The 15,468-nt window shown below is 71.6% G+C and carries 17 protein-coding genes; 11 read left to right on the top strand and 6 right to left on the bottom strand.

Going from position 1 to position 15,468, the window contains the following annotated elements; all coding sequences use genetic code 11:
* The first annotated feature begins 208 nt into the window (after positions 1-208).
* The 7 genes from FHY05_RS11960 to FHY05_RS11930 are packed head-to-tail and all read left to right on the top strand — an operon-like array spanning position 209 to position 5,769.
* Positions 209-679 carry a cytochrome c gene (locus FHY05_RS11960; protein WP_183944632.1) on the top strand — a complete coding sequence of 157 codons (471 nt, stop codon included), beginning with the start codon at positions 209-211 and terminating at the stop codon, positions 677-679.
* The gene (gene coxB / locus FHY05_RS11955; protein WP_183944631.1) at positions 676-1,671 is read left to right on the top strand and encodes a cytochrome c oxidase subunit II; all 996 of its coding nucleotides are present in this window, start codon (positions 676-678) and stop codon (positions 1,669-1,671) included. The genes FHY05_RS11960 and coxB overlap by 4 nt, the downstream gene beginning before the upstream one ends.
* Positions 1,668-3,557, top strand: coding sequence for a cbb3-type cytochrome c oxidase subunit I (locus FHY05_RS11950; RefSeq protein WP_183944630.1), 1,890 nt, complete (start codon positions 1,668-1,670; stop codon positions 3,555-3,557). The genes coxB and FHY05_RS11950 overlap by 4 nt, the downstream gene beginning before the upstream one ends.
* Positions 3,554-4,183: a cytochrome C oxidase subunit III gene (locus FHY05_RS11945; protein WP_311732464.1), complete on the top strand. Its 630-nt coding sequence runs from the start codon at positions 3,554-3,556 to the stop codon at positions 4,181-4,183. Before FHY05_RS11950 ends, FHY05_RS11945 begins: the two co-directional genes overlap by 4 nt.
* The gene (locus tag FHY05_RS11940) at positions 4,177-4,491 is read left to right on the top strand and encodes a hypothetical protein (protein WP_183944629.1); all 315 of its coding nucleotides are present in this window, start codon (positions 4,177-4,179) and stop codon (positions 4,489-4,491) included. Before FHY05_RS11945 ends, FHY05_RS11940 begins: the two co-directional genes overlap by 7 nt.
* Entirely contained in the window at positions 4,479-5,372 is an 894-nt protein-coding gene (locus FHY05_RS11935) for a cytochrome c oxidase assembly protein (protein ID WP_183944628.1), read from the top strand. The genes FHY05_RS11940 and FHY05_RS11935 overlap by 13 nt, the downstream gene beginning before the upstream one ends.
* Positions 5,362-5,769: a cytochrome c family protein gene (locus tag FHY05_RS11930; protein ID WP_183944627.1), complete on the top strand. Its 408-nt coding sequence runs from the start codon at positions 5,362-5,364 to the stop codon at positions 5,767-5,769. The genes FHY05_RS11935 and FHY05_RS11930 overlap by 11 nt, the downstream gene beginning before the upstream one ends.
* Positions 5,770-5,957: 188 nt before the next feature.
* On the opposite strand, the gene ssb is transcribed toward FHY05_RS11930, so the two are convergent.
* From ssb to FHY05_RS11900, 6 genes are all read right to left on the bottom strand, one after another.
* A complete protein-coding gene (gene ssb, locus FHY05_RS11925; RefSeq protein WP_183944626.1) occupies positions 5,958-6,527 on the bottom strand; it encodes a single-stranded DNA-binding protein in 570 nt (189 codons plus the stop codon).
* 110 nt (positions 6,528-6,637) lie between these two features.
* Positions 6,638-8,509, bottom strand: a complete 1,872-nt coding sequence (locus FHY05_RS11920; RefSeq protein ID WP_183944625.1) for a ferrous iron transporter B — start codon at positions 8,507-8,509, stop codon at positions 6,638-6,640.
* Between the two features lie 13 nt (positions 8,510-8,522).
* The gene (locus FHY05_RS11915; RefSeq protein WP_183944624.1) at positions 8,523-8,828 is read right to left on the bottom strand and encodes a FeoA family protein; all 306 of its coding nucleotides are present in this window, start codon (positions 8,826-8,828) and stop codon (positions 8,523-8,525) included.
* Between the two features lie 64 nt (positions 8,829-8,892).
* The gene (locus tag FHY05_RS11910) at positions 8,893-9,570 is read right to left on the bottom strand and encodes a COQ9 family protein (RefSeq protein ID WP_183944623.1); all 678 of its coding nucleotides are present in this window, start codon (positions 9,568-9,570) and stop codon (positions 8,893-8,895) included.
* Positions 9,570-10,544 (bottom strand): DMT family transporter, encoded by a 975-nt coding sequence (locus FHY05_RS11905; RefSeq protein ID WP_183944622.1) that lies wholly within the window; start codon positions 10,542-10,544, stop codon positions 9,570-9,572. Before FHY05_RS11905 ends, FHY05_RS11910 begins: the two co-directional genes overlap by 1 nt.
* Before the next feature lie 87 nt (positions 10,545-10,631).
* Complete coding sequence (locus FHY05_RS11900) at positions 10,632-11,303, bottom strand: hypothetical protein (RefSeq protein ID WP_183944621.1); 672 nt, start codon at positions 11,301-11,303, stop codon at positions 10,632-10,634.
* Positions 11,304-11,985: 682 nt separating this feature from the next.
* Here FHY05_RS11900 and rfbC point away from each other — a divergent pair.
* The 4 genes from rfbC to rfbA are packed head-to-tail and all read left to right on the top strand — an operon-like array spanning position 11,986 to position 15,365.
* Positions 11,986-12,552 (top strand): dTDP-4-dehydrorhamnose 3,5-epimerase, encoded by a 567-nt coding sequence (rfbC, locus tag FHY05_RS11895; RefSeq protein WP_183944620.1) that lies wholly within the window; start codon positions 11,986-11,988, stop codon positions 12,550-12,552.
* A 10-nt stretch (positions 12,553-12,562) separates the two neighbouring features.
* Positions 12,563-13,612, top strand: a complete 1,050-nt coding sequence (gene rfbB, locus FHY05_RS11890; RefSeq protein WP_183944619.1) for a dTDP-glucose 4,6-dehydratase — start codon at positions 12,563-12,565, stop codon at positions 13,610-13,612.
* A complete protein-coding gene (gene rfbD / locus FHY05_RS11885; RefSeq protein ID WP_311732463.1) occupies positions 13,609-14,499 on the top strand; it encodes a dTDP-4-dehydrorhamnose reductase in 891 nt (296 codons plus the stop codon). The genes rfbB and rfbD overlap by 4 nt, the downstream gene beginning before the upstream one ends.
* Positions 14,496-15,365, top strand: a complete 870-nt coding sequence (gene rfbA / locus FHY05_RS11880; RefSeq protein WP_183944617.1) for a glucose-1-phosphate thymidylyltransferase RfbA — start codon at positions 14,496-14,498, stop codon at positions 15,363-15,365. Before rfbD ends, rfbA begins: the two co-directional genes overlap by 4 nt.
* Positions 15,366-15,468 lie beyond the last annotated feature (103 nt).

Genomic DNA, 15,468 nt, shown 5'->3' with positions numbered 1-15,468 from the left:
GGCCGCGGCAGCCGGCGCGTCAGCTCTGGCGTGACGACACCCGTTCGCTGGCAATCAAGCATCGGTGCAGGCGTCGCATCGGTCAGGGAGCCTGGCCGCTCAGACCCGCCGCCGGCGCGGCGCCGGGAAGCACTTGATCCAGCACAATGCAGGTCGTGGCGCGCTCATCTAACATTTTGTGTCTAGGCGACGGCGGCAAGGGAGAGTGATGGCGACGGTGTGCGGCGGAGCGACGGGGGCCCTGCTGGCAGCGCTGCTGCTGGCGGCCTGCGGTCGTGAGGCGCGCGACATCGGGCCGTCGCTGAGTCAGACGCCGCCGCGCGGCGCGCACGACCCGCGCGTCGCTTACTACCAGGGCAACGTCTATCAGGTGGCGCAGGGCGGCCGCTACTTCGGCTGGTACGGCTGCGTCGCCTGCCACGGCGAGGGCGCACCCGGCGCGCGGAACCTCGGCGACGGTCGCTGGCGCCACGGCGGCGGCTTCGACCAGGTCTATGCCGCGATCGCGCAGCGCCATGGCGCGCTCAACTATGCCGCGCGGATCCCCGCCGAGCCGCTGTGGCAGCTCACTGCCTACGTCCGCGACCTGCCGCAGCATACGCCCGAGAAGCGGCGCCGGCTCGCGGTCGATCAGGTCGGCGAGCCGCAGGGCCGCACGTGGTCGGGGCCGGTGCGATGAGCGCGCGTGCGATCCCCGCCTGCCTGTTGCTCTCCGGCTGCATGGGCACGCAGAGCGCGCTGGCGCCCGCGGGCGATCAGGCACGCGCGCTGTTCTCGCTGCTCGGGCTGATGCTGTGGGTGGCCGCCGCGGTCTATGCGGTGGTGATCGCGGGACTCGGCTGGGCGCTGTGGCGGGCGTGGCGCCGGCGCGGCGCGGACGCGCGCGGCGAGGCGGCGCTTCTTCGCGGCACCGACGCCGCGCTGACGCGCGCGCTGCCGCTCACCGCCGGCGCGATCGTGCTCGGCCTCACCGTGCTGATCACCGGCAGCTTCTTCGCCGACCGCGCCGTCTTCGCCACGCGCGCGGGCCCCGCGCTCGAGGTGCGCGTCACGGGTCACCAATGGTGGTGGCGGATCCAGTATCGCGATCCCGCCGGCGGCGGCTGGATCGAGACCGCGAACGAGCTCCACCTGCCGCAGGGGCAGACCGTGCGGCTGGTGCTCGGCGCGGCGGACGTGATCCACAGCTTCTGGGTGCCCAACGTGGCGGGGAAGCTCGACATGATCCCGGGGCGCACCAATCGGCTCGACGTCACCGCGCGGCGCCCGGGCTGGTACCGCGGCCAATGCGCCGAGTTCTGCGGCACGCAGCACGCGCATATGGCGTTCGACGTGAGGGTGGAATCGCCCGCCGCTTTCCGCGCCTGGCTCGCCGCGCAGGTCGCCCCGGCGGCTCCCTCGGCGGGGCGCGGCGCCGCGGTGTTCCAGGCCACCTGTGCCGCCTGCCACGCGATCCGCGGCGCCGGGGCGGCGGGGCGCGCCGGGCCCGATCTCACCCATGTCGCGGCGCGGCGCTCGCTCGCGGCCGGGACGCTGGCGATGACGCGCGGCAACCTCCAGGGCTGGATCGCGCAGCCGCAGGCGATCAAGCCCGGGACGTCGATGCCGCAGATCCCGCTCACCCCCGCCGACGCCGATGCCGTCGCGGCCTATCTGGCGACGCTGCGATGACCCCCGATCTCGACCGCCGCGACCGGCTCGCGCTCACCTGGCGCGACCCGCCGGGCTGGTGGGGCTTCGTCACCACGGTCGACCACAAGCGGATCGCGGCGCGCTACATCGTCACCGCGCTGCTGCTGCTGTTCCTCGCCGGGCTGCTCGCGCTCGACATGCGCTGGCAGCTTTCCTGGGCGGAGAACAGCCGGATGGGACCGCAGCTCTACAATGAGAGCTTCTCGCTGCACGGCTCGACCATGCTGTTCCTGGTGTCGGTGCCGGCGATGGAGGCGATGGCGCTGTGGCTGGTGCCGCTGATGCTGGGGCAGCGCAACATGGCCTTCCCGCGGCTCGGCGCGTTCAGTTACTGGCTGTATCTCGGCGGCGTGCTGACCTTGTGGGTGGCGCACGCGCTCGACGTCACGCCCGATCTCGGCTGGTTCGAATATCCGCCGCTCTCCGGTCCGAGCTACGCGCCCGGGCATCGCGCCGACATCTGGGCGCAGATGATCACCTTCACCGAGGTGGCGGCGCTGTGTGCCTCGGTCAACGTCGCCGCGACCATCCTGAAGATGCGGCCGCCGGGGATGACGCTGGCGCGCATGCCGGTGTTCCTCTGGGCGATGCTGGTGGCGTCGCTGATGACGATCCTGTCGATGCCCGCGATCATGCTGGTGACGAGCATGCTGATCGCCGACCGGCTCGTCTCCACGCACTTCTTCGCGCCCGCCGCCAACGGCGACGTGCTGCTGTTCCAGCACCTGTTCTGGTTCTTCGGCCACCCCGAGGTGTACATCATCTTCATCCCCGCGACCGGCTTCGTCTCGTCGATCGTCGAGACGTTCGCGCGGCGGCGCCTGTTCGGGCACCACGTGCTGGTGCTCGCGATCATGGCGATCGGCTGCCTCGCCTTCGGCCTATGGGTTCATCACATGTTCGCGGTCGGGCTGCCGCGGCTCGGCAACGACTTCTACACCGCGGCGAGCATGGCGATCGCGGTGCCGGCGGGCCTGCAGATCTTCTGCTGGATCGCGACGATGGCGACCGGACGGCTGTGGCTGGCGACGCCGATGCTCTGGGTGCTCGGCTTCGTCGCCACCTTCGTGCTCGGCGGGCTCTCCGGCGTGATGACCGCCTCGGCGGCGCTCGACCTGCAGCTGACCGACAGCTATTTCGTCGTCGCGCACTTCCATTACGTGCTGGTCGGCGGCGCGATGTTCCCGCTCTTCGGCGCCTTCTGCTACTGGTATCCCAAGGCGACCGGGCGGCTGATGTCGGAGCGCTGGGGGCGGATCGCCTTCGCGCTGATCGTCGGCGGGTTCAACCTCGGTTTCGCGCCGATGCACCTGCTCGGGCTGATGGGGATGCCGCGGCGCGTCTACACCTATCCCGCGGGCATGGGCTGGGACGGGCTCAACCAGGTCGCGACGCTCGGCAGCGCCATCGCGGTGGCGGGCGGGCTGGTGTTCGTCGCCAACGCGCTGCTCAGTTATCGGCGCGGTGCACCGGCGGGGTCCGATCCGTGGGGGGCGTCGACACTCGAGTGGGCGGGCGAGTCACCGTCGCCGCCGTGGAACCTCGCCTATACGCCGGTGGTCGACACCCTGACCCCGCTGTGGGACTCCCCGGTGCTGCGCGTGGTGGACGGCATCGCGATCGAGCGGCGCGAGGTGATCGTCACCTCGGTCGTCGACGCCGCGCCGCTCTACCGGCAGAAGAGCGCCTCGCCGTCGGTCTGGCCGTTCGTCGCCGCCTGGGCGGTGACCGCGATGTTCCTGGGCAGCATCTTCACGCCCTGGGCGATCGCCGCGGGCGCGCTGCCGATCGCGGCGGCGCTGACCGGCTGGTTCTGGCCGCAGCGGGAGCGCGCCAGCACCGGTCCGCTGCGGGTGCGATCGTGACACCGGGCGGCGCACCGCGCGCGGTCGAGGTGGTCGGCGATCTCTCCGCGCTGCCGGCGAGCGCGAGCGGCGCGCGCCACCTCGTCTGGTGGGGCAACATCGGCTTCATGCTGATCGAGGGGACCGGGTTCGCGCTCGCCGCCGCGGCCTATCTGTACCTGATGACGCAGCAGGCGCCGCAGTGGCCGCCGCCGGGCACGCGACCGCCCGACCTGACCTGGGGCGTGGTCTTCACGCTCGGGCTGCTGTTGAGCGAGCTGCCCAACCTGTGGGTGCGCCGGCGCGCGCTCGCCAAGGATTCGCGCGGGGTGCGGGTCGGCGTGGCGGCGATGACCGTCGTCGGCCTGCTGCTGCTGGTGCCGCGCGGCTATGAGCTGGCGCATCTCAACACGCGCTGGGACAGCGACGCCTACGGTTCGGTGGTTTGGATGCTCATGGTGCTCCACACCAGCCACGTCGTCACCGACTGGGGCGACACCGCGGTGCAGGCGGCGTGGCTGTTCACCCACCAGATCGGCGACGACCAGTTCGCCGACGTCGAGGACAACGCCAATTACTGGACCTTCGTGGTGCTCACCTGGCTGCCGATCGGCGCGATCGTCTACGGGTTGGCGCGGCTATGGTGAGCGCCCGCGCGCGCACTGGGTTGGCGCTCGCGCTGCCGCCGCTCGCCTGGTTCGGCTTCGAGCAGGGTCTCTCCGCGCTGCTGCACGCGCGCTGCGACCTCGCCGGCTGGGGACTCGGCTGGGGCGGGGCGAGCCTCGCCACCTGCGCGCTCGCGGCGTGGCTCGCACGACCGCTGGCGCGGCGCGGCGGCGACCTGCTCGCGATACTGTGGCTGGCGAGGCTGGCGCTGGTGCTCGCGGGCATCTTCGCGCTGGCGATCGCCTTTCAGACGCTCGCGATCCTGCTGGTGCCGGCATGCCTCGGCTGACCCGCCTGCTCCCGCTCGCGGCGCTGCTGCGCGCCGTGCCGGCGGCGGCGCATGCGACCGGCGCGCGCGACCATCATGCGCCGCCGGGCTGGACGCTCGACCCGTGGATCGTCGGGCCGCTGCTGCTCGCCGCCGGGCTGTTCGCGCGCGGCGCGCGCCGGCTTCTCGCGCGCTCGGGCCAGGGCAGCGCGGCGCTGCGTCGCCGCGCCCGGCTCTACGCGATCGGGCTGGCGGTGCTCGGCGCCGCGCTGGTGTCGCCGCTCCACGAGGCGGGCGAGCGCTCCTTCGCCGCGCATATGTTCGAGCACGAGCTGCTGATGCTGGTCGGCGCGCCGCTGCTGGTGCTGGCCGAGCCGCTGGCGGTCATGCTGTGGGCCTTCCCGCCGGCGGGCCGTCGCGCTCTCGCCGCGGCGGTGCCGGTGGTCGCGGCGCCGTGGCGCTGGCTGACCGGCGCGGTGACCTCCACCGCGCTCCAGGCCGCCGCGCTGTGGCTGTGGCACGCCCCCGCGCTGTTCGATCGCGCGCTGGCGAGCGAGGGCTGGCACGTCGCGCAGCACCTCTCGTTCCTCGTCACCGCGCTGCTGTTCTGGACCGCGATGCTGCACCGGCGCACCCCCGCGGGCGTGGCGGCGCTGTGCCTCGTCGCCACCGCGATCGTGTCGGGGGCGCTCGGCGCGCTGATGGCCTTCGCCACGAGCCCCTGGTACGCCGGCTATGCCAGCCTCGGCATGGCGCCGTTCGGCCTGACCCCGGCCGAGGACCAGCAGCTCGCCGGGCTGCTGATGTGGGTACCCGGCTCGCTGGTCCATGCCGGGGCCGCGCTGATGCTGATGCGGCGGCTGCTCGTCGACGCCGGGACGGGAGCGCAGCATGTCCGCTAGCCTGAAGTGGCTCGCGCTGCTGGTCGCGGCCAGTGTCCTGGCGGCGATCGCGGCGGGCGCGGGGCTGTACGCCGAGACGCGCGCGCGCACCCGTGTGATGGCGGAGCAGGTGAGCGGCGGCAGCGTCGCCGCCGGCCGCGCGGCGATCCAGCGCTACGGCTGCGGCAGCTGCCACGTCATCCCGGGCGTCCCCGGCGCCGCGGGCGCGGTCGGCCCGGCGCTCGGCAAGCTGGCGGCGCGCGCGACGGTCGCGGGGCGGCTGCGCAATGATCCCGCCGCGCTGGCGCTGTGGCTGCGCCACCCCCAGGCGGTGGTGCCCGGCAACGGCATGCCCGAGCAGGGGGTCACCGAGCGTGACGCGCGCGACATGACGGCGTATCTGTACACGTTGAAGTGAGCGCGTGCCGCCGATCTGCCGGAGACCCACCGGGTCGCTGCTGTCCGCACCGCTGGTACGTGAACGTCGCCGCTCGTAGCGCCAGCGGTCGACCAGCGCAGGCTCGTCCCCCGCACGCCTCGTCGGCGCGCCCCTGTCAGCGGTCCGGGCGGACGGGTTCTTCCGTTCCGCGCGGCGCTGAGTTCATCCTAGAACGGCACGTCGTCGTCGAGGTCGTCCGCGAAGCCGCCGCCGAAGCCGCCGCCACGGCTGCCGCCGCTCGAGCCCCCCGCACCGCTGCCACCGCCCCCGCCCGAGCCGCCGCCGAAGCCACCGCCGCCGCGCGAGCCGCCGCGTCCGCCGCCGCCGCCGAAGTCGTCACCGCCGCCGAAATCGTCGCGACCGCCGCCGCCGCCACCGCCGCCCTGCGGGCCGTCCAGCATCGTCAGCACCGAGTTGAAGCCCTGCAGCACCACCTCGGTCGAGTACTTGTCGTTGCCCTGCTGGTCCTGCCACTTACGCGTCTGCAGCTGGCCCTCGATATACACCTTCGAGCCCTTGCGCAGGTAGCGCTCGGCGACGTTGGCGAGCCCTTCGTTGAAGATCGCGACCGAGTGCCACTCGGTCTTCTCCTTGCGCTCGCCGGTGTTGCGGTCCTTCCACGACTCGGACGTGGCGATGCGGAGGTTCACCACCTTGCCGCCGTTCTGGAAGGAGCGCGACTCGGGGTCGCGCCCGAGATTGCCGACGAGAATGACCTTGTTGACGCTGCCTGCCATCGAATCCTCTGCGCGCCGGTACCGCCGGCGCCTGCTGGTGAGTGCCGGCCCACGCCGGCGTCCCGCGGCGCCCCCGCGCGAGGCGGGTCGGCGGCCGATGGCCTAGATAGTCACAGCCCCGCCGCCACCGCCAGCCAATAAGTGATCCCCGCCATCACATAGGCGGCGGCGAAGAGGTAGCCGATCATGAACAGCGGCCAGCGCCACCCGTTGGTCTCGCGCCGCGTCACCGCGATCGTCGAGATGCACTGTGGCGCGAACACGAACCACATCAGGAAGGCCAAAGCGGTGGGCAGCGACCAGCGCCCGCGCAGCTGCTCCACCAGCCCCTTCTCGCCCGCGTCGCCCTCCACGTCGTCGATCGCATAGGCGGTGCCGATCGCCGCCACCGCCACCTCGCGCGCCGCCATCGCCGGGATCAGCGCCAGCGCGATGTCATGGTTGAAGCCGATCGGCCGCACCACCTTCTCGAGCCCGTCCGCGATGCGGCCCGCGATCGAATAGTCGACTTGGCGCTGCCCCGCGGGCGCCTGGGGAAAGCTCAGCAGCGCCCACAGTACCACGGTGGTCAGCGCGATGGTGGTGCCGGCGCGCTTGAGGAAGATCTCGGTGCGGCTCCACAGCCCGAGCGCGACGTCGCGCAGGCGCGGCATCTGGTACTTGGGCATCTCCATCATGAAGCCCGACGACTCGCCCTTGGTCACGGTGCGGCGCAGCAGCAGCGCGGCGACGAAGGCGCCGACGATGCCGAGCAGGTACAGCGCGAACAGCACCAGGCCCTGCAGCCCGACGAGCGGCAGCACCTGCCGCGCCGGGATGAACGCGCCGATGATGATCGTGTAGACCGGCAGCCGCGCCGAGCAGGTCATCAGCGGCGCGATCAGGATGGTGGTGAGCCGGTCCTTCTCGTCCTCGATCGTGCGGGTCGCCATGATCCCGGGCACCGCGCAGGCGAAGCTGGAGAGCAGCGGGATGAAGGCGCGTCCGGAGAGCCCCACCTGCGCCATCAGCCGATCCATCAGGAAGGCGGCGCGGACCATGTAGCCGCTCGCCTCCAGCACCAGGATGAAGAGGAACAGGATCAGGATCTGCGGCAGGAACACCACCACCGCGCCCACGCCAGCGATCACGCCGTCGGTCAGCAGCGAGCGCAGGAAACCGTCGGGCAGCATGCCCTTGAGCCACGCCTCCGCCGCGGCGAACCCGCCCTCGATCCAGCCGATCGGCGCCTCCGACCAGCTGAACACCGCCTGGAACATGACGAACAGCAGCGCGACCAGCAGCACCGGCCCGAACAGGGGATGGAGCGCGACCGAGTCGAGCATGTGGTTCCAGCGCCGCACCGGCGTCTCGCTCACCGTCGCGGCGGACGCGATCGCGCGCGCGCGGCGCTGGAGCGTGACGATATCGTCGTCGACGCTCCCGTCCGAGGCGCGGAGCCGGCGCAGCCCCGCCGCCGCGGGCGAGCCGCCGACCAGCGCGGTGAGCTGGCCGCGCAGCGTGTCGATGCCGCGGCGCCGCACCGCGACGGTCGGCACCACCGGCACGCCGAGCGCGCGCTCGAGCACCGCGGGATCGAGCACCAGCCCGTCGCGCTCGGCGAGGTCGACCATGTTGAGCGCCACCACCACCGGCAGGCCCAGCGCGATCAGCTGCATCGCGAAGCGCAGGTGGTTGTCGAGGTTGGAGGCGTCGACCACCACCAGCAGCGCGTCGGGCAGCCGCTCGCCCGCCTGCGCGCCGGTGACGACGTCGCGCGTCACGCGCTCGTCGGGCGAGGCGGGGTCGAGGCTGTAGGCGCCGGGCAGGTCGACCAGCTCGACCGGGCGGCCGTCGTCGAGCGCGAGCCGGCCGGAGTGCCGCTCCACCGTGACGCCGGGGTAGTTGCCGACCTTCTGCCGCGCGCCGGTCAGCGCGTTGAACAGCGCGCTCTTGCCGGCATTGGGATTGCCGACCATCGCGACCAGCGGCGGGAGTTCCATCAGGAGCGGCGGATCATTCCGCCGGCAGCGGATCGGGCGACACGCTGATCGCGCGCGCCACGGCGCGGCGCAGCGCCACCGTCATCCGCCCGATCCGGCAGGCGATCGGCCCGCCGCCCAGCCGCGAGCGGTGCAGCACCTCGATCGCCACGCCCTCGTCGAAGCCGAGCTCGCGCAGCCGCCGCGCCTCCGGCGTGGCGAGTCGCGCCCACTCGATCGCGCCCACCACCGCCGACTGGCGACGCGGCAGCGTCTCGAGCGTGAGCGGGTCGTCCGCGCGGTGGGCGGCGGTGTGGCGGGGGGAGCGGGTCGCGGTCACGGCATCGGTATAGGGCGCATGCAACTGATTATCAATAAGCTGCTAGGCCGATCGCCGCGTCGGGTCAGATGACGGGGTAGCGCAGCCGCCCGACGAAGCGGCTCAGGCTGGGGCGGCGCGTGGCGCGCTGCTGGAACGCCGCCTTGCTCTTCTCGAAGCGCATGATGCCGTCGATCCGCCGCCTCAGGAAGGCGCTGGTGTCGGCGTGCGCCTCGCTCTCGTCGTCGAGGAAGACGGTGGTGGTGGCGGCGTAGACCGCCAGCAGCATCGCGCGCTTGGTGTAATGATTGTAGTCGGTCGCGCGGTCACCCGCGAGCCGCCACATGCGATCGACGCTGCGCCAGCCGAGTCGCGCCGCGCGCGCGACGTTCTGCGGCAGCGCCAGCACCGCGCGCGCGCGCCGCAGCGCCTCGCGCTCGGGCGCCAGCACCGCCAGCCGCGCCTCGACCAGCGCGGTGACTCGCGCGCGGATCTTCATCGCACCGAGCCGCTCGGGCGGCAGCGCGCGCGCCATCTCGGCGTCGACATGGTCGAACCAGGCGTCGATCATCGCCACCGGCCCGTCGGCGAAGGCGAGCCGCGCGACGTCGGGGTCGACGTCGTGGCTCTCGGCGGCGAGGTCGCGCGCGGTGTCGCCCCAGCCGTCGAAGGCGGCGTTGGCGGCGATCGCGGGGGCGAGCAGCGCGCGCACCTCGTCGAGCGTCAGGTCCTGCGGCGCGACCGCCGCGGCATCGTCACTCATCACGCTTCCTCCGTCACCGGGTTGCCCGCCGGCCGTGTCTCCGCGGGTCTAGCAGTCTCGCGCTCGCGCCGCACCAGCACCAGCGCCGCCGCGATCATCGCCACGCCGACCAGGTCGGGCCCGCCGAGCGCCTCGCCGAACCAGCCCCAGCCCACCGCGGTGGCGACCATCGGCTGGATCAGCAGCGCCAGCCCGATCACCAGCGGCGAGGCGCGCCCCAGCGCGTAGATCATGCAGCCCTGGCCGATCACCTGGCTCACCAGTGCGACGCCTAGCAAAGGGGTCCAGTTCCCCGGCACGATCCGCTCGCCCAGCGCGAGCGCGAACACCAGCAGCGGCAGCAGCGACGCCGCCGACGAGAGCGCCAGCGCGGGCAGCGGCGCCATGGCGCGGCGTACGTCCGACATCAGGATGAAATAGACCGCGTAGAGCACGCCCGCGCAGACGCACAGCAGGTCGCCGCCGAGCTGGCGCGGGTCGAGCTGGTAGGAGCGCCCCATCAGCAGCGCCGCGCCCGCGGCGGCGAGGAGCAGCGCTAGGCCCTGCCACCGCGTCGGCCAGGTCCGTGCCACCAGGAAGCCCCAGAGCGGGAAGAGGAAGGTCGCCGAGTTGCCGAGCAGGGTGGCGTTGGCCATCGTCGTCTGCAGGATCCCGGCATGCCAGGTGCCGAGATCGGCGGCGAAGGCGAGCCCGGCGAGCGCGAGCAGCCACCAGCGCCGCGCGGGTGTGAGCGTGACCGGGACCGATCCGCGCGGGCGTTGCGCCGCCACCAGCGCGGCGCCGCCGAGCAGCGGCAGCGCCAGCGCCATGCGCCAGAAGGCGGCGGCGACCGGGCCGACGTCGGCGAGCCGGACGAACAGCGGCCCGAAGGCGAGCGCGCTGTTGGCCACCACCAGGGCGACGAACGCCGCGGCGCCCGTCTCCGGGTGCGCGCGCGCCGCGGCGAGCGAGGGGGCGCTGGTCGGCTGGTCCATGGCGCGACCCTTAGGCCGCGTCGCGGGCGCGGGGAAGCGCGGCGGTGCGCCGCGCCACCCGGATGAGCCGGGCGGCGCCGGCGCAGCTTACTTCGCGGGCGCGACCGTGGCGACGGGCACGGCGGCCGCGACCGGTGCGGCCGGGGCGGCGACGATCGGCGTGGCGGCCATCGGCGTCACCGCGAGCGGGGCCGGCGCCGCCGCGGCGAAGGCGAGCGGCACGTCCTCGTCGACGAAGCCCTTCACAGGCGTGCCGATCGCGAGATGCGCGCTGGTGCCCGTCATGAAGAAACCCGCCGGCAGGAACACCAGCGCCGACACCGCGGTGGCGCCGATGCCCCCGGCGGTACCCTTGTCGTCGAAGCCGCCCGACAGCCGAACCTGGCGACCGTTGACGGTGAGATAGAGCAGCCGCGCCGCGAAATGGCCCGACTTGCCCCACATGCCCTTGTTGCGCACCTCGGTGAGCTCGCCGACCGCGGGCGTGCCCGCCGGGACGACGGTGGTCCCCTGCACAAGCAGCGGCTCGGCGGTCTCGAGGTGCACGCGCTGGCCGATCTTGAGCTTCTTGCCCTTGGTGGTGAGCTCCTCGGTGAGCTTGAGCGGCACCTCGGTGCCGGTGCGCAGCACCGCCTGGCCGGTCGCGGGTGCGGCGATCGGCATGACGGCGGCCGGCTCCGACGCCGCGACGACGGTCTGCGCGTCGGCGCCGCCGCCCACGAGCAAAAGCGCCGCGGCCGCGGCGTACAGATAAGTCATGATGTGAACCCCGATTCGGCCCGCCCCCGCGGGCCGCGGCGGAACTTTGCCCAGCGCCCCGGCGACGTCAAACGAGATCGTAACGGAAGTGGATCAGATCTGGGGAGATCTTACCAACTGACTGGCCGAAATCTCTCACTCACTAGACGGAAACGGGGCCACGGCAGCAGGGCACGTAGTTCGTCCAGAGGTCGCGCGACATTCCGATTGCTCTTCAGGCACGGGCGCCTGCGCCGGTGAGACGCTTCTACGCGCCGCAGCAGGCTGCACGCGCCCGCGCTGGAGCTGCACCACGCCGCGTTCACCGCCCATGTCGAGGTGCCGCGGCGCGCCGTGATGATCCTTGCTGCCGTCCGCAGGACAGATTCGCCACCCATCGCAGGCGCGCGGCGGTACCGACCGGACGAGGGTGCGTGCCGGGCGGCGTTCGTCGATATGGTTGCTTTACCATCCGACCGGCACGGCGTTTCAGATCGCGCATCGCCGGAGTGAGCCACGAAGACGTGGCTTTGCCTACGTACACTGACACAACAATGGGCGATATGCGAAGGCGTAATGCAGCGGCACGGCGCATCTCAGCAGCCCTATATAGGCCCGGGCGCGGTCGACGCCTTCCTCTGGTCAGTATTGAGCGAGGAGAAGCGCATTGCGATCGACCACGTCGGAACCGTATAGGCGCGCTGTGCAACATTCCGCCGTCCGTCTTCTCCACCCCCGCCGTCACGGCGACGCGCGTGGCTGGTTCACCGAGACCTACAATCGCGACACCTACGCCGCGCTGGGGATCGCCTGCACCTTCGTGCAGGACAATCACTCGCTCTCCGCGCCCGTCTATACGCTACGCGGACTTCACTTTCAGACTCCTCCGCGGGCGCAGGACAAGCTCATCCGCTGCGTGCGCGGGCGCATCTTCGACGTGGCGGTGGACCTGCGGCGCGGCTCGCCGAGCTATGGCCAGTGGGTCGGCGCCGAGCTCAGCGCGGCCAATGGCGACCAGCTCTTTATCCCGGTCGGCTTCGCGCACGGGTTCGTTACGCTCGAGCCCGAGTGCGAGGTGGTGTATAAGTGCTCGGACACCTATGCGCCCGCGCATGACGGCGGCATTGCCTGGGACAGCGTCGGCATCGACTGGCCGATCCCCGTGGGCATCCTCCCCGAGCTGAGCGCCAAGGACCAGGCGCAGCCTTCCCTCGCTGCCTTCGACAGCCCCTTCGACTATGACGGCCGTCCGCTGACGCCGCTCGCCTGAGGACCGATCCATGCGTATCTTCGTCACCGGCGGGGCCGGCTTCATCGGCTCGGCGCTGATCCGCCACCTGATCGACGACACCGAGCATGAGGTCCTGAACTTCGACAAGCTCACCTATGCGGGCACGCTGTCGACGGTCGAGCGCGTCGCCGAGTCCAATCGCTACCGCTTCGTCCGGGGCGACATCTGCGACGTGGCTGCCGTGCGCGCCGCGATCGCCGAGTTCCGTCCCGAGGTGATCACGCATCTCGCTGCAGAGAGCCACGTCGACCGCTCGATCGACGGCCCCGGCGCGTTCGTTCAGACCAATGTGGTCGGCACCTACACGATGCTGGCGGAGGCGCGCGCCTATTGGCTGACGCTGGACGAGGGCACGCGCGCCGCCTTTCGCTTCCACCATATTTCGACCGACGAGGTCTATGGCTCGCTCGGCGCGGAGGGGCTGTTCACCGAGGAGACCCCCTATGACCCGCGTTCGCCCTATTCGGCGAGCAAGGCCGCGTCGGACCATCTCGTCAGCGCCTGGGGGCATACCTACGGCCTGCCCGTGCTAATCACCAACTGCTCGAACAATTACGGGCCCTATCACTTTCCGGAGAAGCTGATCCCGCTGATGATCGTCAAGGCGCTCGGCGGTGAGCCGCTGCCGGTCTATGGCGCGGGCGACCAGGTACGCGACTGGCTCTACGTCGAGGATCACGTGCGCGCGCTGCGTGCGGTGTTCGAGCGCGGGCAGGTCGGTCGCACCTACAATGTCGGCGGTCACAACGAGAAACAGAACATCGAGGTGGTGCGTACCGTGTGCGCGATTCTCGATCGGCTGCGCCCGCGCGCCGATGGCGCCAGCTATGCCGCGCAGATCACCTCGGTCGCGGATCGCCCCGGTCACGACAAGCGCTACGCGATCGATGCGTCGCGGATCGGCGACGAGCTCGGCTGGCAGCCGCGCGAGACGTTCGAGAGCGGCATCGAGAAGACCGTTCGCTGGTATCTCGACAACGAGGACTGGTGGCGCCCGCTCGTCGCTGCCAGGGCGGCCGAGCGGCGCGGCGCGGCGTGACGCGCGCGGTCCTCGTCACCGGCGCAGCCGGCCAGCTCGGCGACGCTTTGCGCCGGGCGGCCTGGCCCGAGGGCTTCGCCGCGGTGGCGCTCGACCGTGCCGCGCTCGATCTCGCCGATACGCGCGCGATCGACGCCGTGGTCGCCGGGCGGCGCTGGGCGGCGGTGATCAACGCCGCGGCTTATACCGCGGTGGACAAGGCCGAGAGCGACCAGGTCGCCGCGTGGCAGGTCAACGCGCTCGCGCCCGCTGCACTCTCCGCCGCCTGCGCGCGTGGCGCGGTGCCGCTGGTGCAGGTGTCGACCGATTACGTCTTCCCCGGCGACCGCGACGGCGCCTGGGAGGTCAACGACGCGGTTGCGCCGCTCGGCGTCTATGGGGCGTCCAAACTGGGTGGCGAGCTGGCGGTGCGCACCAGCGGCGCGCGCCACGCTATCGTCCGCACTGCCTGGGTCGTTTCGGCGCACGGGCACAATTTCGTCCGCACAATGCTGCGGCTCGCGGCCGAGCGCGACATGCTACGCGTCGTAGCCGACCAGCGCGGGAGCCCGACCGGGGCGGCCGACCTCGCCGCGGCGCTGGTGCGCGTCGCGGTGCGGCTCGCCAACGATGCCGCGGCGCCGAGCGGCACCTTCCACTTCAGCAACGCCGGCGCGACCAGCTGGGCGGGCTTCGCCGAGGAGATTTTCCGCCAGTCGGCGCGGCGCGGCGGGCCCAGCGCGGCGGTCATACCGATCGCCACCTCCGATTATCCGACCCCCGCGCGCCGCCCCGCTAATTCGCTGCTCGGGCTAGAGGCGATTGGCACCGCGTATGACATCCATCCGCGACGCTGGGAGGCGGCGCTCAGTGACATTCTTGACGAGCTGATCGGAGCACCGAAGTGAAAGGCATCATCCTAGCTGGCGGATCGGGTACCCGGCTCCACCCGGCGACACTCGCGGTCAACAAGCAGCTATTGCCGGTCTATGACAAGCCGATGATCTATTACCCGCTGTCGGTGCTGATGCTGGCGGGAATCCGCGACATCCTGATCATCTCCAACCCGGAGTTCCTCGGCAATTACCAACGGCTGTTCGGCGGGGGCGCGGCGCTGGGGCTGCGCATCGACTATGCCGAGCAGCCTCGCCCCGACGGGCTGGCGCAGGCCTTCACCATCGGCGCCGACTTCATCGGCGACGACCCTGTCGCGCTGGTGCTCGGCGACAACATCTTCTTCGGCGCGCATCTCACCAACTTGCTCGCCAGCGCGGTAGCGCGGCCGCGGGGGGCCACCGTCTTCAGCTATCGTGTCGAAGATCCCGAACGCTACGGCGTGGTTGAGCTGGGCGATGACGGCCGCGCCATCAGCCTTGAGGAGAAGCCGGCGGCGCCGCGTTCCAATTGCGCGGTTACGGGTCTATACTTCTACGACAATCGGGTCGTCGAGATGGCGCGGGGCTTGCGGCCCTCTCCGCGCGGTGAACTCGAGATCACCGATCTTAACCGTCTATATATGGAGGCGGGCGAGCTTCACGTGGAGCAGATGGGACGCGGTTACGCGTGGCTCGACACTGGGACTCACGACAGCCTGCTCGAGGCCTCCGAGTTCGTCCGCACACTGCAGCACCGTCAGGGCATCCAAATCGCCTGCCTCGAGGAGATCGCCTTCGAACAGGGCTTCATTTCCGCCGAGCAGGCGCGCGCGGCAGGGAAGCGCTTCGCTAAAACGGCGTACGGGCGCGCAATCCTCGGAGCGGTGGAGGGGCGATGACTCTTCTTCTAGAGCGGTTTCCGATCAGTCTGCATCGTAACCGGCGTTGGTGAAGTAGTTGGCGCACTCCTGTGGTGGGTAGAGGTCGAGGATGCGGCCGATG

Source organism: Sphingomonas sp. BK580 (genome assembly GCF_014194975.1).
Lineage (GTDB): Bacteria > Pseudomonadota > Alphaproteobacteria > Sphingomonadales > Sphingomonadaceae > Sphingomonas.
The sequence above is the reverse complement of the archived record's forward strand: the minus strand, read 5'-3'. Positions and strand labels throughout refer to the sequence as shown.